At 72.0% G+C, this 22375-nt stretch carries 21 protein-coding genes; 6 read left to right on the top strand and 15 right to left on the bottom strand.

Annotated features, from left to right (window positions below):
* Positions 1 to 14: 14 nt before the first annotated feature.
* The 4 genes from AB0I82_RS20915 to AB0I82_RS20900 all read right to left on the bottom strand — a co-directional run bounded on the left by AB0I82_RS20915 (position 15) and on the right by AB0I82_RS20900 (position 4838).
* Positions 15 to 812 carry a carbon-nitrogen hydrolase family protein gene (locus AB0I82_RS20915; protein WP_363258802.1) on the bottom strand — a complete coding sequence of 266 codons (798 nt, stop codon included), beginning with the start codon at positions 810 to 812 and terminating at the stop codon, positions 15 to 17.
* A 193-nt stretch (positions 813 to 1005) separates the two neighbouring features.
* A complete protein-coding gene (locus AB0I82_RS20910) occupies positions 1006 to 1461 on the bottom strand; it encodes an Lrp/AsnC family transcriptional regulator (protein WP_363258801.1) in 456 nt (151 codons plus the stop codon).
* A 10-nt stretch (positions 1462 to 1471) separates the two neighbouring features.
* The gene (locus tag AB0I82_RS20905; RefSeq protein ID WP_363258800.1) at positions 1472 to 2953 is read right to left on the bottom strand and encodes an amino acid permease; all 1482 of its coding nucleotides are present in this window, start codon (positions 2951 to 2953) and stop codon (positions 1472 to 1474) included.
* A 448-nt stretch (positions 2954 to 3401) separates the two neighbouring features.
* Positions 3402 to 4838 carry a GuaB1 family IMP dehydrogenase-related protein gene (locus tag AB0I82_RS20900; RefSeq protein WP_363258799.1) on the bottom strand — a complete coding sequence of 479 codons (1437 nt, stop codon included), beginning with the start codon at positions 4836 to 4838 and terminating at the stop codon, positions 3402 to 3404.
* A gap of 287 nt (positions 4839 to 5125) precedes the next feature.
* Here AB0I82_RS20900 and AB0I82_RS20895 point away from each other — a divergent pair, with 287 nt between their 5' ends.
* Together AB0I82_RS20895 and AB0I82_RS20890 are read left to right on the top strand one after the other, a co-directional pair.
* A complete protein-coding gene (locus tag AB0I82_RS20895) occupies positions 5126 to 6109 on the top strand; it encodes a hypothetical protein (protein ID WP_363258798.1) in 984 nt (327 codons plus the stop codon).
* An 89-nt stretch (positions 6110 to 6198) separates the two neighbouring features.
* Entirely contained in the window at positions 6199 to 6696 is a 498-nt protein-coding gene (locus AB0I82_RS20890) for a GNAT family N-acetyltransferase (RefSeq protein WP_363258797.1), read from the top strand.
* 30 nt (positions 6697 to 6726) lie between these two features.
* On the opposite strand, the gene AB0I82_RS20885 is transcribed toward AB0I82_RS20890, so the two are convergent.
* Positions 6727 to 7143: a hypothetical protein gene (locus AB0I82_RS20885; protein WP_363258796.1), complete on the bottom strand. Its 417-nt coding sequence runs from the start codon at positions 7141 to 7143 to the stop codon at positions 6727 to 6729.
* Between the two features lie 107 nt (positions 7144 to 7250).
* Here AB0I82_RS20885 and AB0I82_RS20880 point away from each other — a divergent pair, with 107 nt between their 5' ends.
* Positions 7251 to 7700, top strand: a complete 450-nt coding sequence (locus AB0I82_RS20880) for a GNAT family N-acetyltransferase (RefSeq protein WP_363258795.1) — start codon at positions 7251 to 7253, stop codon at positions 7698 to 7700.
* A gap of 83 nt (positions 7701 to 7783) precedes the next feature.
* Here AB0I82_RS20880 and AB0I82_RS20875 read toward each other — a convergent pair whose 3' ends face one another.
* The 9 genes from AB0I82_RS20875 to fmt all read right to left on the bottom strand — a co-directional run bounded on the left by AB0I82_RS20875 (position 7784) and on the right by fmt (position 16829).
* The gene (locus AB0I82_RS20875) at positions 7784 to 8227 is read right to left on the bottom strand and encodes a barstar family protein (protein WP_030251535.1); all 444 of its coding nucleotides are present in this window, start codon (positions 8225 to 8227) and stop codon (positions 7784 to 7786) included.
* 154 nt (positions 8228 to 8381) lie between these two features.
* A complete protein-coding gene (locus AB0I82_RS20870) occupies positions 8382 to 9365 on the bottom strand; it encodes a sugar-binding domain-containing protein (RefSeq protein WP_363259076.1) in 984 nt (327 codons plus the stop codon).
* A gap of 256 nt (positions 9366 to 9621) precedes the next feature.
* Positions 9622 to 10305 carry a ribulose-phosphate 3-epimerase gene (gene rpe, locus AB0I82_RS20865; protein WP_363258794.1) on the bottom strand — a complete coding sequence of 228 codons (684 nt, stop codon included), beginning with the start codon at positions 10303 to 10305 and terminating at the stop codon, positions 9622 to 9624.
* A gap of 41 nt (positions 10306 to 10346) precedes the next feature.
* Positions 10347 to 11534 (bottom strand): M20 family metallopeptidase, encoded by a 1188-nt coding sequence (locus AB0I82_RS20860; protein ID WP_363258793.1) that lies wholly within the window; start codon positions 11532 to 11534, stop codon positions 10347 to 10349.
* Positions 11531 to 12964, bottom strand: a complete 1434-nt coding sequence (locus AB0I82_RS20855; RefSeq protein ID WP_363258792.1) for an MFS transporter — start codon at positions 12962 to 12964, stop codon at positions 11531 to 11533. The genes AB0I82_RS20860 and AB0I82_RS20855 overlap by 4 nt, the downstream gene beginning before the upstream one ends.
* A 94-nt stretch (positions 12965 to 13058) precedes the next feature.
* Entirely contained in the window at positions 13059 to 13682 is a 624-nt protein-coding gene (locus tag AB0I82_RS20850; RefSeq protein ID WP_363258791.1) for a TetR/AcrR family transcriptional regulator, read from the bottom strand.
* 200 nt (positions 13683 to 13882) lie between these two features.
* Positions 13883 to 15310, bottom strand: a complete 1428-nt coding sequence (locus tag AB0I82_RS20845) for a transcription antitermination factor NusB (protein ID WP_363258790.1) — start codon at positions 15308 to 15310, stop codon at positions 13883 to 13885.
* A 43-nt stretch (positions 15311 to 15353) separates the two neighbouring features.
* Entirely contained in the window at positions 15354 to 15794 is a 441-nt protein-coding gene (locus tag AB0I82_RS20840; protein ID WP_363258789.1) for a nuclear transport factor 2 family protein, read from the bottom strand.
* A gap of 96 nt (positions 15795 to 15890) precedes the next feature.
* Positions 15891 to 16829 (bottom strand): methionyl-tRNA formyltransferase, encoded by a 939-nt coding sequence (gene fmt, locus AB0I82_RS20835; RefSeq protein WP_363258788.1) that lies wholly within the window; start codon positions 16827 to 16829, stop codon positions 15891 to 15893.
* Positions 16830 to 17059: 230 nt separating this feature from the next.
* Between fmt and AB0I82_RS20830 the strand changes: the two genes are divergently transcribed.
* The gene (locus AB0I82_RS20830; RefSeq protein WP_363258787.1) at positions 17060 to 17584 is read left to right on the top strand and encodes a hypothetical protein; all 525 of its coding nucleotides are present in this window, start codon (positions 17060 to 17062) and stop codon (positions 17582 to 17584) included.
* 247 nt (positions 17585 to 17831) lie between these two features.
* On the opposite strand, the gene AB0I82_RS20825 is transcribed toward AB0I82_RS20830, so the two are convergent.
* The gene (locus tag AB0I82_RS20825) at positions 17832 to 19976 is read right to left on the bottom strand and encodes a primosomal protein N' (RefSeq protein ID WP_363258786.1); all 2145 of its coding nucleotides are present in this window, start codon (positions 19974 to 19976) and stop codon (positions 17832 to 17834) included.
* 224 nt (positions 19977 to 20200) lie between these two features.
* Here AB0I82_RS20825 and AB0I82_RS20820 point away from each other — a divergent pair, with 224 nt between their 5' ends.
* Together AB0I82_RS20820 and AB0I82_RS20815 are read left to right on the top strand one after the other, a co-directional pair.
* The gene (locus AB0I82_RS20820) at positions 20201 to 21487 is read left to right on the top strand and encodes a tetratricopeptide repeat protein (RefSeq protein ID WP_363258785.1); all 1287 of its coding nucleotides are present in this window, start codon (positions 20201 to 20203) and stop codon (positions 21485 to 21487) included.
* Positions 21488 to 21551: 64 nt separating this feature from the next.
* Positions 21552 to 22310, top strand: coding sequence for a toll/interleukin-1 receptor domain-containing protein (locus AB0I82_RS20815; RefSeq protein WP_363258784.1), 759 nt, complete (start codon positions 21552 to 21554; stop codon positions 22308 to 22310).
* The last annotated feature ends 65 nt before the right edge of the window (positions 22311 to 22375 follow it).

Genomic DNA, 22375 nt, shown 5'->3' with positions numbered 1-22375 from the left:
GGGATGCGGTGGGGTCAGCTCAGCGAGCCGTAGAGGCCCGGGCGACGGTCGGCGAGGTAGGTGTTCGCCTCGCGGGAGGCCGCGAGGAGGCCGGGGTCGACGTCCCCGTACACCACTTCCTCGCCGCGTCCGGCGCGGGCCCGGACGACCCCGTCGGGCCCGGCCAGCGTGGAGAGTCCGACGAACTCGAACTCGCCCTCGGGGCCGGTCCGGTTCACGTACGCGACGTAGAGCTGGCTCTCGAAGGCCCGTACGGGGATCACCGACTCGGCGACGAACTGGTACGGATGCATCTGCGCGGTGGGCACGACCAGGAAGTCGGTGCCGGCCAGCGCATGGGCCCGTACGTTCTCCGGGAACTCCACGTCGTAGCAGATCAGCAGGCCGATGCGGACACCGTTCAGCTCGGCCTGGACGACGGGCGAGTCGCCGGGCGTGAACGACTCGCGTTCGAAGCAGCCGAAGAGGTGGGTCTTGCGGTAGTTCGCGAGCCGGGTGCCGTCCGGGCCGATGAGCTGGACGGCGTTGTAGATCGCCGTACCGTCGCGCTCGGGATAGGCGTAGGCGATGGCGATGCCGTGCTCGGCGGCGATCCGGGCCACCTCGTCGGCGCTGTCACCGTCGGCGGGCTCGGCCAGCCGGGGCACGTCCGCGCCGATCGCGTAGCCGGTCAGGAACATCTCCGAGGTCACCAGCAGCCCGGCACCGGCCGCCGCGGCGTCCGCGGCGACCCGCTCCAGCGCCTTGAGGTTGTACGCCACGTCGCCGGGCCGTCCCGAACTCTGGAGCAGGGCGGTGCGCAGCGAAGACATGGGACCCCTCGGTTGGTGCGTACGGTGCGTACGGGCTTTCGGAAGACGTAAAGACGGTACGGTCCGGGGCGCAAGTGGTACAAGGCTGCACCATTGCGCTTCACGTACCGATTCGTTGCGCCTTACGAGCCGCTCGCGGCGATTCGTTGCGCCCCTGCCGCGCACCGCGGCGCCGGGACCCAGGGGCAGCGCGTCAGACCGGGGAGCCGGAGGAGAAGCGCCGCAGGAGGGGCGAGAGGACGAGCACGGACTTGGTCCGTTCGACGAAGTGCTCGCCGGCGATGCGCTCCAGGACGCGCTCGAAATGGCGCATGTCCGAGGCGAAGACCTGCACGATGGCGTCCGCCTCACCGGTCACGGTGGAGGCGGACGCCACTTCGGGATAGCGCGCGAGGCCACGGTGGATGGCCTCGGGCGAGGTGTTGCGACGGCAGTAGAGCTCGACGAAGCCTTCGGTCTCCCAGCCGAGCGCCGCCGGGTCCACCCGTACGGTGAACCCGGTGATGGCGCCCTGCTCACGCAGCCGGTCCACCCGGCGTTTGACGGCCGGGGCCGAGAGCCCGACCTCCTGACCGATGTCGGCGTAGGAGCGGCGGGCGTCCTCAGCCAGGGCGTGGACGATGCGTTCGTCGAGGTCGTTCAGTCGCACAGGGGGTGGTTCACTTCTCTGCGGTGGCCAATCGGGAGCGGCGCATGCCGTAAGCGAAGTAGAACACGAGACCCGCCACCATCCAGACTCCGAAGACCGTCCACGTGACGGCGTCGAGGCTGCCCATCATCCAGATGCAGAGCAGGAAGCCGATCGCGGGGAAGAGCGGCGACAGCGGCGTGCGGAAGCTGCGCGGCATGTCCGGGCGGGTCTTGCGCAGCACGATGACCGCGATGTTGACCAGCGCGAACGCGAAGAGCGTGCCGATGCTGGTGGCGTCGGCCAGCTGGCCGAGCGGCACGGCGGCGGCGAGGATGCCGCAGAAGAGCGAGACGATGACGGTGTTGGCGCGGGGCGCGCCGGTCTTCGGGTGGACCTTGGAGAAGACCTTGGGCACCAGGCCGTCGCGGGACATCGCGAAGAGGATGCGGGTCTGGCCGTAGAGCACGGTCAGCACGACGGACGCGATGGCGACCACGGCACCGGCCGCGAGCAGGACGGCCCAGAAGCTCTGTCCGGTGACGTCCTTCATGATCCCGGCGAGCGCGGCCTCAGTGCCCTCGAACTGCTTCCAGGGCAGCGCGCCCACGGCGACCGCCGCGACCAGGCAGTACAGCGCGGTGACGATGACCAGCGAGAGCATGATGGCGCGGGGCAGGTCGCGCTGCGGGTTCTTGGCCTCCTCGCCGGCCGTGGAGGCGGCGTCGAAGCCGATGTAGGAGAAGAAGAGCGTGGCGCCGGCGGCGCTGACGCCCGCCATGCCGAGCGGCATGAAGGGGGCGTAGTTCCCGGCGCGGACGCCCATGAAGGCGACGCCGCAGAAGAGCAGCAGCGCGGCGATCTTCACCGCGACCATGATCGTGTTGGCCCGGGCGCTCTCCTTCGCGCCGCCCAGCAGGAAGGCCATCGAGAGCAGCACGACCAGCAGCGCGGGCAGGTTGAAGATGCCGCCGTCACCGGGCGGCGCGGCGATCGCGTCGGGGATGGTGAAGCCGAGCGTGCCGGACAGCAGCTCGTTGAGGTACTGCCCCCAGCCCACCGCGACCGCGGCCACGGACACGCCGTACTCCAGGATCAGGCACCAGCCGCAGATCCAGGCGACCAGCTCGCCCATGGTGGCGTACGCGTAGGAGTACGAGGAGCCGGAGACCGGGATGGTGCCGGCCAGCTCGGCGTAGGACAGCGCCGAGAAGAGCGCGGTGATGCCCGCGATGATGAACGAGATGACGACCGCGGGGCCCGCGTCCGGCACCGCCTCGCCCAGCACCACGAAAATGCCGGTGCCGAGGGTGGCACCGATGCTGATCATGGTCAGCTGCCACATGCCGAGGGAGCGGCGCAGTGTGCCGCCCTCGCCCTGGCCGCCTTCGGCCACCAGACGTTCGACGGGCTTGCGTCGCATCAGCGTGCCGAGCGGCCCGGAGGGGGACGGGGGCTGCTGCGGCTGGGACTCGCTGCCCTCTGCGGGAGGGGCTGCGCCGTTGTCCAACACTGGGGTGGCTCCTTTATCGCTGCCGGTCCGGCGGCGGTGACCGCGGCGGCCCGTACACGGGCAGCACAAGGCAACCCGCACGGGGACCCGCCGAGCGGACGGTCCCCGCCACTCCACGTAACTAACTTGCCTGACCTTAAGGCCCGCGCGTGACCTGCCGTAATGCGGGTTCTTTGCGCATACGCGCATGATCCTTGCGCACGAAGCGTTACGGCGGCCATTTGTTGCGCGCCCAGGGCGCGTTGGGGCCATGGATTCGAAGGGGAGACATTTCGACCGGACGGGCGAACGCGGCCGAAAGTAAGCGATCTCACGCGTCTCCGCGGGCCGGGAGGGAGCGCTCCGGCGCCCGGCGCCCTGCCTCTCCTGCGCCCGGAAACGCAGACGGGCCCGGCCCCGCACGCAGGACGTGCGGGGCCGGGCCCTCAGAAGCGCCGAGGCGCGTCGCCTACCAGCTGTTGTGCAGCGGCTTGCCCTCGGCGTAGCCGGCCGCGCTCTGCACGCCGACGACGGCCTTGTCGGCGAACTCCGCGAGGTTCGAGGCGCCCGCGTAGGTGCAGGAGGACCGCACGCCCGCAATGATCGAGTCGATCACGTCCTCGACGCCGGGGCGGGCCGGGTCGATGAACATCCGCGAGGTGGAGATGCCCTCCTCGAAGAGACCCTTGCGGGCCCGGTCGTACGCCGACTCCTCGCTCGTGCGGTTGCGCACCGCGCGCGCCGAGGCCATGCCGAAGCTCTCCTTGTAGGGCCGGCCCTCGGCGGTGTGCTGCAGGTCGCCGGGCGACTCGTACGTACCGGCGAACCACGAGCCGATCATGACGTTGGACGCGCCGGCGGCCAGCGCCATGGCGACATCGCGCGGGTGCCGCACGCCGCCGTCCGCCCAGACGTGCTTGCCGTACTTCTTGGCCTCGGCGGCGCACTCCAGGACCGCGGAGAACTGCGGGCGGCCCACGCCGGTCATCATGCGGGTGGTGCACATGGCGCCCGGTCCGACGCCGACCTTGATGATGTCCGCGCCGGCCTCGATGAGGTCGCGCACGCCGTCGGCGGCGACGATGTTGCCCGCCACGATCGGGACCTGCGGGTCCAGCGCCCGGACGGCCTTGACCGCGCTGATCATGGACTCCTGGTGGCCGTGCGCGGTGTCCACGACGAGCGTGTCCACGCCGGCGTCGAGGAGCTGCTTGGCCTTGCCCGCCACGTCACCGTTGATGCCGACGGCGGCGGCGATGCGCAGCTTGCCGTTCGCGTCGGTGGCCGGGGTGTAGAGCGTCGCGCGCAGCGCGCCCTTGCGGGTGAGGATGCCGACCAGCTGGCCGTCCTTGCCGACCGCGGGGGCGAGCTTGCGGTTGGCGGCGTCGAGCTGGTTGAACGCCTCGCGCGGGTCGATGTCGGCGTCCAGGACCAGCAGGTCCTTGGACATGACCTCGGCGACCTGGGTGAAGCGGTCCACGCCGGCCAGGTCGTGCTCGGTGACGACGCCGATGGGGCGGCCGCCCTCGACGACGATGCCCGCGCCGTGCGCCCGCTTGGGCAGCAGGGACAGCGCGTCGGCGACGGTCGCGATCGGCGACAGCACGATCGGGGTGTCGAGGACGAGGTGGCGCCGCTTGACCCAGCTGACGACCTCGGTGACGACGTCGATCGGGATGTCCTGGGGGATGACGACGAGACCGCCGCGACGGGCGACCGTCTCGGCCATCCGGCGTCCGGCGATCGCGGTCATGTTCGCCACGACCAGCGGGATGGTGGTGCCCGTGCCGTCCGGCGAGGAAAGGTCCACGCCCTGCCGGGAGCCGACCGCGGAGCGGTTCGGCACCATGAACACATCGTCGTACGTCAGGTCGTACGGCGGCTTCGAATCGTTCAGAAATCGCATGCTAACTCTCTCACCTGCGGTTTTGCTTGGGTAGCGGGCGGGGAGTCAGCACCGGTCCGACAGCGGATACAGATCGGCCAACAGCGGATCAGGCATCAAGCTCCTAGTACATCATCGCTGATCCGGTGCCGGAATGACGAGCTTCGGGGAGCCGATCCGGCAGGTTCTGTGGCATCACCCGAGCGGCGCCGCCGTCGGCTGTGTTTTCCCCTGAAATTGCGTCGGCCGAGGTAAACGCTGTGCATAGAGAGTTCTTCCGACGCCGGAGCCTCCCTTAACGTGCAGCGATGATCAGAAAAGCACTCCTCGCATCGGGTGTCGCCGGTGTGTGCCTCGCCTCCGTCGCCGCCGTAGCCGTCGCGGACGGCACGGACCGCCCCGCCACCCCCGCCCCGTCCTGGCAGAAGGTCGGCGACGGGATGACCGGCGGCGTCAGCGGCATGGTCGTCTCCAGGACCGACGGCGACCGCACCGACCTGCTCGTGGCCCGGGACAACAAGGAGCCCGGCCAGCCCCGGATCTCGTCCGTACGGCTGGCGCCCGGCCATGCGCCCGCCGTCCGGGACCTGAAGTGGGCCGGGAGCGAGGTGCCCAAGGACCTGGAGTCGCTGGACGCGGTGCCCGGGCGGCCCGGCGAGTACACCACCGTGAGCAGCGGGGACAGCGGAAAGTTCCGCCCGACGGTGTACGGCGTGAAGGTGAGCGGCGGTACGGCGATGGTCCGCTGGTCGGCGCCGCTGCCGGGCACCGAGAAGTACGCGGGCGACGACTCGCAGAACTACGAGGCGTTCGCCCTCCACCGGGACCGGGCCACGAAGAAGTACGTGGCGATCTGGGCCACCCGCGGCAGCAACGGCACCGCCTCCCAGGTCCGCACCGCCGCCTTCGACCCGTCCGCGGCCTCAGCGGACAAGGTCTTCGGGCAGGTCAGCGCCCCGGCGGCGTTCCGCGCGCCGTGGCCGGCGCAGGACGAGGTGCGGCACATCAGCGACCTGAAGATCGCGCCGGACGGAACCGTGGTGCTCTCCGCGGCCCAGGACCCGAACAAGAACTCCGGTCCGTTCAGCTCCGCGGTGTACGAGGCGGGCCGGCTCACGGTCGCCAAGGGACGCCCCGCCCTGAAGCTGAGCAAGCCGGAAGAGGTGAGCCGCTACACCACGGCGGACAACCGCAAGATCGAGGCGGTCGCCCTGCTCCCGGACGGCGACCACGCCCTGTGGGGCACCGACGACGAGGACTTCGGCGGCTCGGTCCTGTGCGACCGCCTGTAGTACGTCGATTCCCGTAGTACGCCGATTCGGCGGGGTCGGCGCACCGGCATCACGGCCGGCGCGCCGGCCCGTTCTCGTACGGTGTCCGGATGAATCAGCTCTCGATCAAGCACATACCCGCTGACCGTCTCGACGACCTCGAGCCCCTGTGGAAGGCGCTGCATCGGCACCATGTAGCCGTTGCCGGGCATCTGGAAGAGCTCTCGCCTTCGCTGTCCCCCGAAGCGTCGTGGCGGAATCGCCGGGCCAAGTACGAGACCTGGCTCGCTTCCCCGGACGCCTTCGCCCTGGCCGCCGAGGCCGAGGGCGAACTCGTCGGCTATGCCATGGCCCGCGTGGAGGAGCAGCAGCCGGGGTCCTGGGAGCGGGGAGCGAGGACCGGTGTCCTGGAAAGCCTTTCCGTACGGGCCGACCAGCGGGGCGGCGGGGTCGGGACGCGCCTGTTCGAGGCGGTCCGTGCCGAGTTCGTGCACCGGGGAGCGCGGGAGTTCCAGCTCGCTGTCATCGCCAGCAACGCGGACGCCATCCGCTTCTACACCCGGCAGGGACTCCTGCCGTACGTGACGACACTGGTGGGCCGCAGCTAGGACACGTCTGGTCCGGGTGTGCCGAGGGGACTATGAACTGGCGATCTCTTGCCGGAGTTGTTGGGTGAAGCGGCGGAGGAGGGCCAGCGTCTCGTGGTGCTCGGCCCGGCGGTCGTCCCTGCCTTCGCTGGGCCGGGCTTTCCAGACCCGGCGGGCCAGCGCATTGGCGAGGTCGACGGTGTCGTCGTCGCACAGGAGAAAGAGGGCGGAGCGTGCTTCCTGCATCCGGCCCGCCAGCTCGTTGGCGCCGGGGCCGTCGTCACTCAGCTGTGCGTCCCGGAGGTAGTCGATCAGCTGGGTGACGGCAGTGTTGAAGGCGACCCCGGCTTTGAGCTTCTGTTCGCGGAGCCACATGCGGTCCTGCCGGCGCGCGGTGAACCACGCACCGAACACGGCCCCTATGAGGCCCAGGCCGGCACCGATGGCCACGGTCAGGACGTTTTCCACGGTTTCGGCTCCCCCCGGCGCACGGACAACGCCAGGCTACAGAAGCCTCATTGACTCCGGTCCGACGCGTTACGCGTACGAAACGGGGCCTCGGCAGAATCCTGGGCATGAAGATCGAACAGGTGGCCTGGGACGACCCGGATGCCGCCGTCCTGCGGGCGCAGCAGCGGAGCGAGATCGCCGAGATCTACGGGACCCCGGACAGTGAGCCCGGGGTCCCGCCCTCGGCGGCGGACATCACGGCGTTCTTCGTGGCGTACGAGGACGACGGCATACCGGTGGGCTGCGGCGGGCTGCGCGACCTCGGCGACGGGACCGGCGAGGTCAAGCGGATGTACGTACTGCCGGACCGGCGCGGCTCGGGTGCCGCGGCCGCCGTGCTGGGTGCGCTGGAGGAGTGGGCGCGCGGCCGGGGCTGGACGCGCCTCCGGCTGGAGACGGGCGACCGGCAGCACGCCGCGGTCCGCTTCTATACGCGCTCGGGGTACGTCCGCATCCCCAACTTCGGGGCGTACGCGGGCGTCGAGGATTCCTGGTGCTTCGAGCGGGTGCTGTAGGCGGCCGCTTTCAGCTGTGGACAGCCGCTTTCATCGGCGGGCCCCTACGGCGAGCTTCTACGTGCGGGCCCGCGCCGCGGCTTCTACGTACGGGCCCGCGCCGTGCCGCCCGCGTCGCGGGTCAGCAGTACGGCCAGTCCGGTGTCCGTGTCGCGCCAGTGCGCCACCGCGTCGGCGAGGACCGACTCGGCCACCCGCCACTCCTCCGGCTCCGCCGCGGCGTAGCCCTGCCAGGCCCGTACGACCAGGAGCCGGCCGCCGTGCTCCGCCGGCCACCAGGAGAGATCGCCGAGGCAGTCGGCGAGCGCGTCCCAGTTCCGCCCGAACCACGAAGGCAACCGCAGCGCCGCCGCGGCCCGCGTCATGAACTCGGCCTTGTCCGCGACCCCTTCGAGGTCGAGCACGGTGCCCTGCCAGCCCGCGGTCAGCGCGGCGTCCAGTGCCTCCTGGACGGGCCGGCCCGCGGGCCAGGACAGCACGCCGGGCGGCGTCCGCCCGTCGAGGACCGCGGCCAGCGGCCTGGGCACGCCGTCCGGCGCGGGGCCGGGGGCGGCGGCACGCCGGCCGGCACCCGCCTGGCCGGGGACTCCGGGGGAATCTGGCATGCCGCGATGCTGTCACAGCCCCGGCCGCCGCGCCGGACGAACGGCGTCCGTACGGCGCACTGCGGTGCGGGCGGGGTCAGGAATCCGGGTCCGCGCGGTCCAGCGCCGGGCGCGGGCCCGGAGCGGACTCCAGGAGGAGGTGATCGGCCGCAGCGGTGTCCGTGACCAGGCTCGTGACCAGGCCGGACTTCAGTACGGCGCCGATCGCGGCGGCCTTGCGGTGGCCGCCCGCGATGGCGACCACCTCGGGGATGCGGCGCAGCCGGTCGGCCTCGACCGTGATGCAGCGCTCCCCCAGGTCCCGGCCGATGCGCCGGCCCTCGGCGTCGAAGAGGTGCGCGGACATCTCCGCGGTGGCGCCGAGCGAGGCGTAGTGCTCGCGCTCGTCCTCCGAGAGCATGTCGTACACCGTCGAGATGCCCGGCGCCCAGGAGCCGATGGACACGCACGCGACGGTGACCTTGTCGAAGTAATCAAACGCCCGCGCGATACCCGTCTGGCCCCGCAGCGCCGCCGCTGTGGCCGAATCCGGCAGCAGCATCGGCGCGTAAATGGGGTGCGCCTCGCCGCCGGAGACGTCGGCGGCGCGGCGGACCGCCTCCACCGAGCCGCTGTCGGCGGTCCCCGCGTCGTACACACCGGTCAGCTGGACCACTGTGCACGGGGGCAGCCGGTGCAGGGCCGACGCCATGTGGATCGTCGAGCGGCCCCAGGCGATGCCGAGCACGTCGCCCTCGGCGACCAGCTCGCCGAGCAGGTCGGCGGCGACATCGCCGAGGTTCTCCGGATCCGGCGCGTCGTCGGAGTCGGCGGCCGACTCCACCACGACGGCGTGCCGCAGGCCGTACCGGGCCCGCAGCGCGTCCGAGCGCTCGGCGTCCAGCTCGGCGGGGACGCGGATCTCGATGCGTACGAGGTCACGCTCCAGTGCCGTCTCCAGCACCCGCGCGACCTTGAAGCGGCTGACGCCGAACTCCTCGGCGATCTGGATCTTGGATTTGCCCTCGAGATAGAACCGCCGGGCCATGGCCGCAGCCTGCACCAGCTCGGCGGGGCCCATCCCGGAATGTGGGCGGCTGGCAACCACGAAAATCTCCCCTACTGCGCACCTGATCGACTCTGCGCTCATCCTTCCAGAAACCCGAGGTCGCCGTGGGCCATGACCCTTCGGCCCGCGATGAACGCTGCGTGGCCACGAGGTCAATCCTCGCTGCCCCGGGTGGTGGCCGCGCCTTGGCGCGACCCAGCCGCGCCTGCACGCGACCCCGGCCGCACACTCGCACGACCCGGCCGCGCGCCCGCGCGGCCCGGCCGCGTCAGTGCGCGCAGCCCCAGCCGGCCGCCGCGGTCGCGGCGTCGGCCTTGTCCCGCAGCGACCGCACGGCCTTCGCCGGGTCCTCGGCGCCGTACACCGCGGAGCCCGCGACGAAGACGTCGGCGCCCGCCTCGGCGCAGCGCTCGATCGTCTTGTCGGACACCCCGCCGTCCACCTGCAGCCACATCTCCAGACCGTGCTTGGCGATCAGCGCGCGGGTGCGGCGGATCTTCGGAAGCATGATGTCCAGGAACGCCTGCCCGCCGAAGCCCGGCTCAACCGTCATGATCAGCAGCATGTCCAGCTCGGGGAGCAGGTCCTCGTACTGCTCGATGGGCGTGGCGGGCTTCAGCGCCATCGAGGCCCGCGCGCCCTTGGCCCGGATCTCCCGCGCGAGGCGGACCGGCGCGGCCGCGGCCTCCGCGTGGAAGGTGACGGAACCCGCACCGGCCTCGACGTACTGCGGCGCCCAGCGGTCCGGGTCCTCGATCATCAGGTGGCAGTCGAGGGGCGTGTCCGTCGCCTTGCGCAGCGACTCCACCACGGGGACGCCGAGCGTCAGATTGGGCACGAAATGGTTGTCCATGACGTCGACATGGAGCCAGTCCGCGCCCTCGACGGCCTTCGCCTCCTCGGCGAGCCGGGCGAAGTCGGCGGACAGAATGCTGGGGTTGATCAAGGCCATGACACCAGTATGTCGTGAGCGCGCCGACATCCATAAGCGGGTCACGCCACACCCTCTTGTACGGCGGCGCGACCGCGCACCGCGCCCAGCAGTCGATCACGCTGCCCGGGGTCCGCGGCCAGCGAGACGCCCGTCCAGGCCATGGCGACGGCGCCGTCCAGGACCGCCCGGTCGGCGCCCTCGGAGGTGCCGGCGGCGGCGAACTCCTCCGTGTGCTGGCGGGCGCCGCCGGTGTCGTAGCCGATCATCGGGTGGATCGTGGGCAGCAGGTGGGAGACGTTGCCCATGTCGGTGGAGCCGGCGCGCTCCGGCGCGCGCCCGACGGTACGCCCGAGGGCCTCGGCGGCACCCGCGTACAGCTCGGCGACGGCGGTGTCCTGGCGCAGATCGGCGAAGTCGTGCCCGTGCGGCTCCATGCGCAGTTCCGTACCGGTCGCCAGCGCGCCCGCCTCGAAGCAGGCCCGTACCCGCTCCTGGAGCGCGCGCAGCGACTCCATCGTGGGCGAGCGCACTTCGTACCGGGCGGCGGTCCTGGCCGGAATGACGTTCGCGGCCTGGCCGCCGTCCGTGATGATGCCGTGCACGACGCTCTCCGGGGGCAGCTGCTGGCGCAGCAGGCCGAGCGCGGTCTGGGCCACGGTGAGCGCGTCCAGGGCGTTGCGGCCCTCCCAGGGAGCGGCGGCGGCGTGCGCCGAGCGGCCGGTGTAGGTGAGGTTCCAGGAGCCGATGGCGAGGGAGCCGTTGCCCACGGTGTCGGCGTCGTTCGCGTGCACCATCATCGCGACGGCCACGTCGTCGAAGAGCCCGTCCTCGATCACGTACACCTTGCCGCCGCCGTCCTCCTCCGCCGGGGTGCCGAGCAACTTGACGGTGATGCCGAGGTCGTCGGCGACCTCACCGAGCGCGAGGGCCGCGCCGAGCGCCGCCGCGCCGTTGACGTTGTGGCCGCAGGCGTGACCGATGCCGGGCAGCGCGTCGTACTCCGCGCACACCCCGATGACCAGGTCACCGCTGCCGCGCACGGCAGTGAAGGCGGTGTCCAGCCCGGCCACGCCGCGTTCCACGCTGAACCCGGCCCGCTCAGCGAGCCCGGCCAGCGCGGCGGCCGACCGGTGTTCCTCGAAAGACAGTTCGGGGTCGGCGTGCAGCCGGTGGCTGAGGCCGAGCAGCTCCTCGCGCCAGGACTCGGCGGCGTCGCGCGCGGTGCGGTGGTGGGCGGTGAGCTTCACTGATGCGCTCCTTCGGGGACGGCGGCGTACGAGGCGGCGGGCGCGGCGGGGCGCAGCTTCAGGACGGCCAGCGCGGCGGCCAGCCCGGCGGCGGCGCACAGTGCCCAGCCGGTGGTGTAGCCGCCGAGGGCGACATGGCCGGCCGGGCCGGTGTGCGCCGCGAGCGCCGCGCCGAGCACGGCGGAGCCGACGGCCGCGCCGAGCGACAGCACCAGTTCGTTGACGCCGGCGGCGGTGGCGGTCTCCTCGGGGGCGACCGCCTCGACGGTCAGCGTGCGGGTGACGGACTCGAAGAGGCCCAGCGCGACACCGATGAACAGGGAGGCGATCAGGTAGTGGGTCAGTGCGGTGTGGAGGGCGACGAGCAGGCCGAAACCGACGGCCGCGGTGACACCGGCCGCCGCCACGGTGGCCCGCTCCCCCAGCCGTCGCAGCAGCACCGGGCTGAGCGCCGAGGCGGCGACGCTGGCCACGGTCATCGGGAGCAGCGCCCAGCCGATGGCGGTGGCGTTCAGGCCGATGCCGTAGCCCACGGTGGCCGGCGCGGCACCCAGGAAGGTGGCGTTGAAGGCGATCGACCCGATGGTCACCGCCGCGACGCAGAAGGTCACCACGCTCAGCACGGCCACCCGCGGATTGCGGAACATCCGTACGTCCACCAGCGGCTGCGCCACCCGCAGCTCCAGCCCCCACCAGCCGGCCAGCGCGGCCGCACCCACCAGCCCGCAGCCGACGGTCGCGGCCGACGCCCAGCCCCAGGTGGCGCCCTGCGCGAGGGCGAGCACCACACCGACCAGCCCGACGGTGAGCAGGACGAAGCCCGGTACGTCGAACCGCCGCGCCTCGGGGGCCGGCGTCGCACCGTCCGGCAGCAGCCACCCCGCGACCAGCCCCAGTACACCGGCGCCCACGCCGATCCACAGGCCGAGCCGGGCGTCGCGCGCACCGACCGCACCGGCGACGATGCCGGCGCAGCCGACGGCCAGCAGCAGCGCCCCCACCAGGACGCCGATGCCGCGCCGGGAGGCCGCCTCGCCCTGCTGGTGGCGGAGGATGCCGATCATCAGCGGCATGAAGCCGACGACGCCACCCTGCAGCGCCGCGCCGAGGGTCAGGAACGGCAGCGTGGGCCACAGCGCCATCACCAGCGAGCCGAGCACGACCATGACGATCGAGGCACGCAGCAGCCGCCGGTAGCCGAAGCCGTCGCCGAGCCGGGAGAGGACCGGCGTGAGCACGGCACAGCTGGCCATCTGCACCACGATGATCCAGTTCTGCTGTGCGGTGCCGAAACCGGCCTGCGTACCCAGCCCGGGCAGGATCGGCGGCAGGTACTGCTGGGTGGCGCCGCTGGCGACCTCGACGAGGGCCATCGAGGCGAGCATGGCGCGGGGGCCGAGCGGACGCACGGGTCTTGTTGTTCTGTTCATGACAGAGACCTCGGTTCAGAAGGCGGCGGTACGCGCATCAGGGCAGGCCGGAGCGGCGCCCGGAGGCGTACCGAAGAAAGAAGTAAAGGAGGATTCAGGAATCGGTGCCGGGCTTCGGCAGCCGCGGCACGGCCCCGGACAGCGCCAGGTCGACCATGGCCTCGGCCTGGGAGGCGAGCAGCGCGTCCGAACGGACCTCGGTACGGAACATCACCGTGCCCGACCACATGTCGATCAGCAGGTCCACGTCGATGTCCGCCGGCAGATCGCCGCGGGCCACCCCGCGCTGGACCGCCGCGCGCGCGAACTGCCGCCGCGGGCCCAGTACTTCAGTACGGAAGCGGTGCAGTACGACCGGGTCGCCGATGGTCGCCCACAGGGAGGACAGCAGCCTGCCGCGGCTCTCCCCCACGTCCCGCACGATCTGCGCGAAGAGCTCCCGCATCTCGGCGCGGGTGTCCCCGAGGTCGGGGATGTGGTCGACCTCGGCGTTACGGATGAGCAGCTCGCCGACGAGCGCGGACTTGTTGGCCCAGCGGTTGTAGACCGTCTTACGGGTGACGCCGGCCCGGGCCGCGACCTTCTCGATCGTCAGCTCCAGATAGCCGAGCTCCGCCAGGAGCCCGGCCGCGGCGTCCAGGACCTTGCCGTCCAGCTCGGGGTCTTTGGGACGGCCGCCGCGGGCTGCTTCGGTCTTCGGGGTACGACGCGAACTCATGGTGCACTCCGCAGCGGCAAGGGGAGAGAGGCCGGCGGATCCCCGCCGACGGCCAACAACGTACGACGGCCCACCCACCCGGTCAATACTTCAACGGAAACACTCTGTTCCCGATCACCAATCTCTCCCTGCCCCGCAAGGCCAGGCACCTCTCCGAGTTAGAACCCAGAGCGTTCCCTAACCCGGAACGCACCGCCTTCTCACGCCGTGCGACGCAGCAGCGCCAGGTACATCGCATCCGTACCGTGCAGATGCGGCCACAGCTGGACGTCCGGGCCGTCGCCGAGGGCGGGCACTCCGGGCATCAGCGGCCGGGCGTCGATGAACTCGGCATCCACGCCCTGCTCCTTCAGTACGTCGTCGACGACGGCGCGGGTCTCCGCCGGATGCGGCGAGCAGGTCGCGTACCCGACGACCCCGCCGACCCGTACGGCCCGCAGCGCCTGCCGCAGCAGATCGCGCTGGAGCGGCGCGAAGCCGTCCAGGCCCTCGGGGCGGCGGCGCCAGCGCGCCTCCGGGCGGCGGCGCAGCGCGCCCAGCCCCGTACAGGGCACATCCACCAGGACCCGGTCGAAGGAGCCGGGCCGCCAGACCGGACGCGTACCGTCCGCGGCCACCACCTCGTACGGCCCCGGGTTGCCCGCCAGCGCCCGCGCGACCAGCCGCGCGCGGTGCGGCTGCTTCTCCGCGGCGAGCAGCGCGGCACCGCGCTCCGCCGCCAGCGCACCCAGCAGCGCCGCCTTGCCGCCGGGCCCCGCGCAGGCATCCAGCCAGCGCGCGTCGGACCCGTCCACCGGCGCATTGGCCAAGGCGACGGCCACCAGCTGGCTGCCCTCGTCCTGCACACCCGCACGGCCCTCCCGTACGGCGTCCAGCGCGCCCGGCTCGCCGCCTTCGGTGAGCCGTACCGCGTACGGCGACCAGCGCCCCGGCAGCCCGTTCTCCTCGCCGACCGCATCGAGCAGCTCCTCGGGGGTGGACCGGCCGGGCCGGGCGACCAGTGTCACCTCGGGCCGCTCGTTGTCCGCCTCCAGCAGGTCCTCGATCCCGGCCCGGCCGCCGCCCAGCGCGTCCCACAGCGCCGAGACGACCCACCGCGGATGCGAGTGCACGACCCCGAGGTGGTCCTCCGGGTCCTCGTCGTACGGCGGCGCGACCCGCTCCAGCCACCCGTCCAGATCATCCGCCGCGATCTTCCGCAGCACGGCGTTGACGAACTTCGCCCGCCCGTCACCGAGCACCACCCGCGCCAGCTCCACACTCGCGCTGACCGCGGCGTGCGTGGGAATCCGCGTACCGAGCAACTGGTGCGCGCCCAGGCTCAGCACGTCCAGCACGGGCGGGTCGACCTCCCGCAGTGGCCGGTCCACACACGCCGCGATGATCTCGTCGTACGTGCCCTGCCGGCGCAGCGTCCCGTAGACCAGCTCGGTCGCCAGCGCGGCGTCACGCGCGTCGAAGTTCCCGGCCTCGCGCGCCTTGCGCAGCAGCGGCGGCAGGACGAGGTTCGCGTACGCGTCCCGCTCGTCGACCGCACGCAGGGCCTCGAACGCGAGGATGCGTACGGGGTCCTTCTTCGGCCTCCGATGGGGCTTGCTGCCGGGACGACGACGAGGCTGGTCGCTCACGAGAAAGGTGCTCCGCTGCTGACGAGGACGAATCCCACCCAGCCTACCGTCGCAGCAGATCCCCCCAGCCGCCCTGGATCATGGTCTGGAACGCCCAAGCGCCGTCCCGTTTCACCAGCACATCGGCATACCGCACCGCCTGCGACCGCCCGCCGACGGTGAACACGGCGTCCGTGAAGACCACGGCGAGCGACGCGCTCAGAAAATGCGGCGTCCGCGTCGACTCGAACGACACGTCTTCCTCACCCCCCATGACCTCCCTCATCGTCCGCATGAACTCCGCCCGGCTCCACTGCCCGGCCCAGCCGTTGCCCTTCGAGTCATCACTGACGAGGTTCAGCGGGAAGACGGCCATGTCCGCCATCCGCTCGACATCCACCTCCGCACTCAACGCGTCGTACCGCGCGAACCACTCCTCGATCTCCCGCAGGTCCTGCTCCGTAGGCACGTACGCCCCCGCCTCGGGCACCACGAACTCCGTCATACCGCTCCCCCTCTAATCAAACTTGACTACCTACCGGCAGGGTAATACCCGCCCCTCCACTCATCAAACTTGATTAATCGCCCTCCGCGGCCTTCCTCAGCCGTCCAGGCGCTCCCCGGCCTCGATTCGCACGCCGCGCGCCCAGTCCGCCGCGGCCATCGGCTTCTTGCCCTGCGGCTGCACCCACTGCAGCTGTACGGGGTGGCTGCCGGTCCCCACGAACACGGCCTTCTTGGTGGCCGCGATCTCGCCGGGCGCCAGCTCCAGGTCCGTACGGTCGGGTACCAGCGCCACCGACATCACCTTCAGCCGCTCGCCCCGGAAGAGCGTCCAGGCGCCGGGCGCGGGGGCGCAGCCGCGGACCACCCGGTCCACCCGCAGCGCGGGCGCCGACCAGTCGATCTTCGCGTCCTCGACCTCGATCTTCGGCGCGAGCGTGATGCCCTCGGCCGGCTGCGGCACCGCCTGCAGCGTGCCGTCCTCGATACCGTCCATGGTCGCGGCCAGCAGCCCGGCCCCCGCGAACGCCAGCCGGGTCAGCAGATCACCGCTGGTGTCCGTCGCCCGGACCTCCTCGGTCAGCACGCCGTAGACCGGTCCCGAGTCCAGCCCCTCCTCGATCCGGAACGTCGACGCACCGGTCACCTCGTCACCCGCGAGCACCGCGTGCTGCACGGGCGCCGCGCCACGCCACGCGGGCAACAGCGAAAAGTGCAGGTTCACCCACCCGTGCGCGGGAATCTCCAGCGCCGACTTCGGGAGCAGCGCGCCGTACGCCACGACCGGGCAGCAGTCGGGCGCGATCTCGCGCAGCCGGGCCTGGAAGTCCTCGTCGCGCGGCCGGGCCGGCTTGAGCACCTCGATGCCGGCCTCCTCGGCGCGCTGCGCGACCGGGCTGGCGACGAGCCGGCGGCCGCGCCCGGCCGGGGCGTCCGGCCTGGTCACGACGGCCACCACCTCGTGCCGGTCCGACGCGATCAGGGCGTCCAGGGCGGGCAGGGCGACCTCGGGGGTACCGGCGAAGACGAGCCTCATGGGTGGCGTACTACCTCTCAGCGCTGCGGAAAGACACACCAGTCTATGGGGCGTCAGAAGCAGGGGCGTACGGGTCACCGCACGCCCCAGCTGAAAGCTCGTACGCCCCCATACCGTGACCCCACCCGGCGCTGTCGCGTTGGTCAAACGACATTGACCACACCGGACCGCTGACCCGGTCCACGAAATCCGTCTTCTTCCGCTTCAACGCCGGTTCGAGAGGCTTGTTCATGGCCGACCACGCAACCCACGACGCCCAGGCACGCGCCAGTCTTCATCTACTGGTGCGGGACATCGAGCGGGTCCGCCGGCAGGTGGACGCACTGCGCACGCTCACCGCACAGCTCGGCAACGTCTACCGTCCGCGGCGCACCGGCCCGTCCACGGGCTTCGTCGTGTACGGGCGCGCCCCGGCACCCACGGTGCGCCTCGCCCAGGAGCTGCGGGACAGCGTCGAAACGCTCGTCACGGCCGCGGTCGACTTCGACCGTTCGCTCGGCTTCTCGTGGGACGCGGTCGGCTCGGCCCTCGGCGTCACCAAGCAGGCGGTCCACCGCCGCTACGGCGCCCGCCGCGCCACCCCCCAGCCCCCGGCCGACGCCCAGGACACCCCCCGCACGCCCGACCCCGCAGCTGCCCGCGCCGTCTCCGTGGCCCCCGCCATCCCGCCGGCGTCCGTCCCCGCCGCCCGCACCATGCCGACCCAGCCCGCCCAGGACCGCCCCAACGCCTTCCCGGGCCCGCGCAACGGCTGACCCTCCGCAGCCCCGCCGACAGGCTACGGACACCAGCCCCCACCCATCCCTTCCCTCCCCCACTACGGGAGGGGGCGGGCCGCAGCGGGTGGGTGTTCGGACGTAAAGCGAAGCAGTCCGAACACCCACCCGCGGAGGTCCGTCACCGCGCCGAAACGCACCCAGCCCGTCCGGCGTTTGAGGACACCGTCGACGGGGCGCACCCCGACGAAACCGCACCGCTGGGGCACCAGCGCAACAGAACCGGCTATCCCAGATCCAGCGGATCGACCCGCACTCGAACCGCGTCCCCCTCCCGCCGCACCATCCGAGCCGCCCAAGCCGCTTTCAAAGCCGAGGCCATCGCCGCCCCCTCCCCCGGCCGCACCCGGACAAGCACCCGCTCCCACGCCTCGCCCACCGGCGGCTCCCCAGCCCGCCGCGGGCGCCCCCCGGAGGGGGCCGGTACCGGTACCGGCCCCAACACCTCGGCCGACGCCGGCAAATCCGCCCCCCGCACCAGCTCGGCCACATCCTCCGGCCGCCCCGCCACAGACGCCATCCGCGACACCGGCGGAAACCCGAGCTCCGCCCGCTCCGCGAGCTCCCGCACCGCATGCCCCACGGGATCCCACCGCACCAGCGCCTGCACAGGCCGCAGCGTAGGCTCCCCCGTCACCACCACGACGCCCCCGGCTTCCGCACCGCGCACCAGCGCCCCCGCACCCAGCCAGCGCCGCAACGCCTCCTCCCCGGCCCGCAGATCGGGCCGATTCAACAGCGCCCACCCGTCCAGCAGCAGCGCGGCGGCATAGCCACCCGCCGCGACCGGCTCCGCGCCGGGCGTGGAGACAACGATCGCCGGCCGGTCCGGCACCGTGTCCAGCACATGGTCCCGCCCGGACGTCCGCACCGGTACTCCCGGAAACGCCCGCCCCAGCTCCTCCGCCGTCCGCCGCGCCCCCACGACCTGCGCCCGCAGCCGCCCGTGCCCGCACTCCGTACAGTGCCAGTCCGGCGCGGCCGTACCGCACCACCCGCAGCACAGCGCGCTGTCCTGGTCCGGCGCCTCCAGCGGCCCCGCGCAGTGCCGGCAGCGCGCGGGCTCGCGGCACCGCGCGCAGGCCAGCCGCGGTACGTATCCGCGCCGGGGCACCTGGACCAGTACCGGACCGCGGGCCAGCCCGGCGCGCGCGGTCTGCCAGGCGAGCGACGGCAGCCGCGCCGCGCGCGCCGCCTCGTCGCGCGCCGTCTCCGCGTCCCCGATCGTGCGGACCAGCGGCGCCGCCGCGCGCACCTGGTCGCGCCCGGCCTCCAGGGAACGCGCCCAGCCGTTCTCCACGAGCTGCGCGGCCTCGACCGTGCGCCCGAGATCACCGATCAGGCACGCCGCCTTCTCGTGCACCGCACGCAGCAGCAGTACGTCCCGCGCGTGCGGATACGGCGCATTGGTGTCGCTGTGGCTGGAATTCCCGTCGTCCCACACCGCCACCAGCCCCAGATCGGCCACCGGCGCATACATCGCCGCGCGCGTCCCCACGACCGCGCGCACCGCGCCCCGGCGTATCGCCAGCCAGCGGCGGTACCGCTCCTCGGGGCCGGAGTCCGCCGTCAGCAGCGTGTGCGTCCCGCGGCCCACCAGCTCGGTCAGCGCGGCGTCCACCCGGGCCGCCGACCGCCCGTCGGGCAGCACGACCAGCGCGCCGCGGCCGGAAGCCAGCGTCGCCGCCGCCGCGGCGGCCAGCTCCCAGGGCCAGTGCGGCCCCGGCAGCGCGGTCCACACGGCACGCGGCGAGCCGCCGCCCGCCAGCGCCTCGATGAACCCGGGCCCGTCCGGATACCGCTCCCAGCTGGCGAGGGCGGGCACCGCGGGCGGGGGCGGCGGCGCCGGGAAGCGCTCCGCCTCGGCCTTGGCGTGCCGCGGCGGGATGGCCAGCTGCAGTACATCGGCGAGCGAGCCCGCATACCGGTCGGCCACCGCGCGGCACAGCGCCAGCAGCGGCGGGCTGAGGACCGGCTCCGGGGAGACGACCTGGGCGAGGGCCGCCAGCGGGCCTCGGTAGTCGGACTCGGCGATGCGCTCGACGATGTACCCGTCGAGCAGGCCGCCGCCCTCGCGCCGGCCCTCCCGCACCTTGCTCGTCCCCGCGCCGAACCGCACCCGGACCCGGACGCCGGGCTGCGCCTCCTCGTCCATCGCGGCGGGCACCGCATAGTCCCAGAGCTTGTCCAGATGCACCGGGCCCTTGTCCACCAGGACCCGGGCCACCGGCCGGTCCTTGGCCAGCTCGGCGCCGCGCCAGGTCCGCGGCCTGGCCTTCGGCGCCTTCTTCTTGGCCTCCCGCACGGTCTCCCGGATCAGGGCCAGCTGCTCCCCCTGCTCCCCGGCCCCCGCCCCGTTCTCGCTGCTCACACCCTCAGTCTTAGCAGACGGCACTGACAACGCCCGGCCGAGCGGTGGCCTGTCCGAGCAGTAGGCCACCTCGACAGACACGGGCGTGTCCGCTTCGCTGCCGAACAGGAAAGCTGAACAGGAAACGGGAAACCCACCGATTCGCCTTGTTCCGCTCCGCCGCCCTGCCGCACGCTGATTCGCGAGCACGCCGGCTGCTGGGCGGACGGTCATGGAGGTTGAAGATGCCGCAGCAGCCGCACGCGTTCGGCCGGGAACTCCGCCGAAGGCGGTTGGCCGCCAATATCTCGCTGGAGCAATTGGGCGCGCTCGTCCACTACAGCAAAGGGCAGCTGAGCAAGGTTGAACGGGGCCTCAAGCCGGCCACCTCCACGCTCGCCCGCCTGTGCGACGAGCAACTGAAGGCCGACGGTGCACTGGCCGCCCTGGCCCCGGCGGAAACGGCGGAAGTCGGCAGCACGCATTCCCTTCATGACGGTGAGGTGTGGTTGATGCAATTGGGACAGGATGGGGCGAATACGTTCCATACCGTGAACAGACGGAGCCTGCTCAGCGCCGGAGCGGCTTCCCTGCTGAGCTTCAGCTCCGTGAACGTGAACATTTCCGTGGACACCGGTGCAGCCACTCTCGTGGACGCTTCACGGTCTCTGTTCCGTGAATTCCGCCGCATGGGACAGACGACAGCGCCTGGCACGTTATTGCCCTCGCTGATCGCTCAGACGCACAGCCTGCGGCAGATGGCGGCACACAACGGCTCCCGTACGCGACGCGACCTGCTCGTCCTGGCTTCTCGCTACGCGGAGTACGCGGGTTGGATGGCCCAGGAATCGGGGAACGACGAGGCCGCCTTGTGGTGGACCAAGCAGGCCGCGGAACTGGCGGCAGCCGGCGGCGATCACGATCTCGCGATCTATGGGCTTGCCCGGCGGGCGCTCATCAGCCTCCTCCGCGGCGATTCCGCCGAGGCCGTTGAGCTGGCCGGACGAGCACTCGACAGCGACGCCGCGCCGCGGGTACGGGGACTCGCGGCACAGAAACTCGCACAGGCCCACGCGGTGGCCGGGAACTACGACGCCTGCATGCGCAGCCTCGACAGGGCCCGCGAACTGCTCGCAGAGGACTCGGGTGACTCGACGCAGCCCGTCATCGGGGCCTCCCACCTCCCCGACGTGGTCTCCATGTTCACCGGCTGGTGCCTCCAGGAACTGGGCCGACCCGACCAAGCAGCCGAGACGCTCGGAGCCCAGACCGCCCGCCTCCCCGACCACGCCCTGCGGAGCCGGTCCCGCTACGGCGTACGCCAGGCCCTTGCCCACGCGACAGCAGGCGACATCGACCAGGCTTGCAGCGTGGCGCGAAGCCTGCTCGGGTCCGTGGCGGTGGTCCATTCGGCGACGATCACCGCCGATCTGCACCGCCTCGCCCGCACCTTACGGCGTCACCCGCGGGTGAACGCCGTCCGCGAACTGGATCCGGAGCTCTCCGCACTGCTGGCGTCCACCGCCGTGTGATCCTTCGCTCTCCTCGATCCACCGCGCTCCTCATCCATTGACACGTAGAAGGGTTTCCTTCGCCATGCCCGAAATCTTCATCAACTATCGCACCAGGGGCGGCAAAGACGCCGCCTACCGCTTCTATGAGTACCTGACGCAGCGCTTCGGCGAGGGCGCCGCATTCCTCGCCGCCAAATCCATCCCCCTGGGGCACAACTACGCCGACGTACTCGACGAATCGGTCCGCCGCAGCAGCGCGCTGCTCGCTCTGGTCCACCACGACTGGCTCGATTCCCCTGATCGCCGGCGGCCGGAGCGCCGGGCCCTCACCGATCCGAAAGACTGGGTACGTCGCGAGCTCGAGGAAGCCTTCGACTGGGGGGTACTGGTTGTTCCCGTCCTTCTGGAACGGCAGACGGATCAGCTCGACCCTCGACGGTTACCGCGTTCGATCGCCCAGCTCGCCGAGTGCCAGCTGGAGCGGTTCTCCTTGCGTACCGCGGAATCCGACCTGGCCAGGATCGGCGACCGCCTCGCCCAACAGGTACCGGACCTCGCCGCGCGCGAACGGAACGGCAAGGAGACGACGGCGACCACGCCTCAAGCAGACACGATCGTGCGCAACACCGGTCAGTCGGGCGGTATGGGTGGACTTCGTGGGACGGTCGGCACCTTCGTGAATGAGTCGCACGGTTCGCTGCATACAGGCTCCGGTGACCAGGTCGCCGGAGACAAGGTCGGCAGTGTGGAGATCAACGGGGACGGCACCAACTACAACACCCGTGGCCCCATCCGCCAGGAGTTCGGCGTCCCTCGTCATCCGCGGGACGGCGAGCGGTGACCGAATGGAACAGCTCCCACATCGCACAGGCTTCCACTGTGCATGCGGGCAGTGGCGATCAGCTG

The sequence above is a fragment of the Streptomyces sp. NPDC050315 genome, assembly GCF_040655775.1.
In the GTDB taxonomy this organism is placed as follows: Bacteria; Actinomycetota; Actinomycetes; order Streptomycetales; family Streptomycetaceae; genus Streptomyces.
Note: the sequence above shows the minus strand (reverse complement) of the source record. Positions and strands in the feature narration are given on the sequence as shown.

What these genes read in the sequence shown, in the direction of transcription:
- AB0I82_RS20915 (WP_363258802.1), bottom strand. Translation starts at nt 812, where the DNA reads ATGTCTTCGCTGCGCACCGCCCTGCTCCAGAGTTCGGGACGGCCCGGC.
- AB0I82_RS20900 (WP_363258799.1), bottom strand. Translation starts at nt 4,838, where the DNA reads ATGCGATTTCTGAACGATTCGAAGCCGCCGTACGACCTGACGTACGAC.
- AB0I82_RS20895 (WP_363258798.1), top strand. Translation starts at nt 5,126, where the DNA reads ATGATCAGAAAAGCACTCCTCGCATCGGGTGTCGCCGGTGTGTGCCTC.
- AB0I82_RS20890 (WP_363258797.1), top strand. Translation starts at nt 6,199, where the DNA reads ATGAATCAGCTCTCGATCAAGCACATACCCGCTGACCGTCTCGACGAC.
- AB0I82_RS20880 (WP_363258795.1), top strand. Translation starts at nt 7,251, where the DNA reads ATGAAGATCGAACAGGTGGCCTGGGACGACCCGGATGCCGCCGTCCTG.
- AB0I82_RS20870 (WP_363259076.1), bottom strand. Translation starts at nt 9,365, where the DNA reads ATGGGCCCCGCCGAGCTGGTGCAGGCTGCGGCCATGGCCCGGCGGTTC.
- rpe (WP_363258794.1), bottom strand. Translation starts at nt 10,305, where the DNA reads ATGGCCTTGATCAACCCCAGCATTCTGTCCGCCGACTTCGCCCGGCTC.
- AB0I82_RS20855 (WP_363258792.1), bottom strand. Translation starts at nt 12,964, where the DNA reads ATGAACAGAACAACAAGACCCGTGCGTCCGCTCGGCCCCCGCGCCATG.
- AB0I82_RS20850 (WP_363258791.1), bottom strand. Translation starts at nt 13,682, where the DNA reads ATGAGTTCGCGTCGTACCCCGAAGACCGAAGCAGCCCGCGGCGGCCGT.
- AB0I82_RS20840 (WP_363258789.1), bottom strand. Translation starts at nt 15,794, where the DNA reads ATGACGGAGTTCGTGGTGCCCGAGGCGGGGGCGTACGTGCCTACGGAG.
- fmt (WP_363258788.1), bottom strand. Translation starts at nt 16,829, where the DNA reads ATGAGGCTCGTCTTCGCCGGTACCCCCGAGGTCGCCCTGCCCGCCCTG.
- AB0I82_RS20830 (WP_363258787.1), top strand. Translation starts at nt 17,060, where the DNA reads ATGGCCGACCACGCAACCCACGACGCCCAGGCACGCGCCAGTCTTCAT.
- AB0I82_RS20820 (WP_363258785.1), top strand. Translation starts at nt 20,201, where the DNA reads ATGCCGCAGCAGCCGCACGCGTTCGGCCGGGAACTCCGCCGAAGGCGG.
- AB0I82_RS20815 (WP_363258784.1), top strand. Translation starts at nt 21,552, where the DNA reads ATGCCCGAAATCTTCATCAACTATCGCACCAGGGGCGGCAAAGACGCC.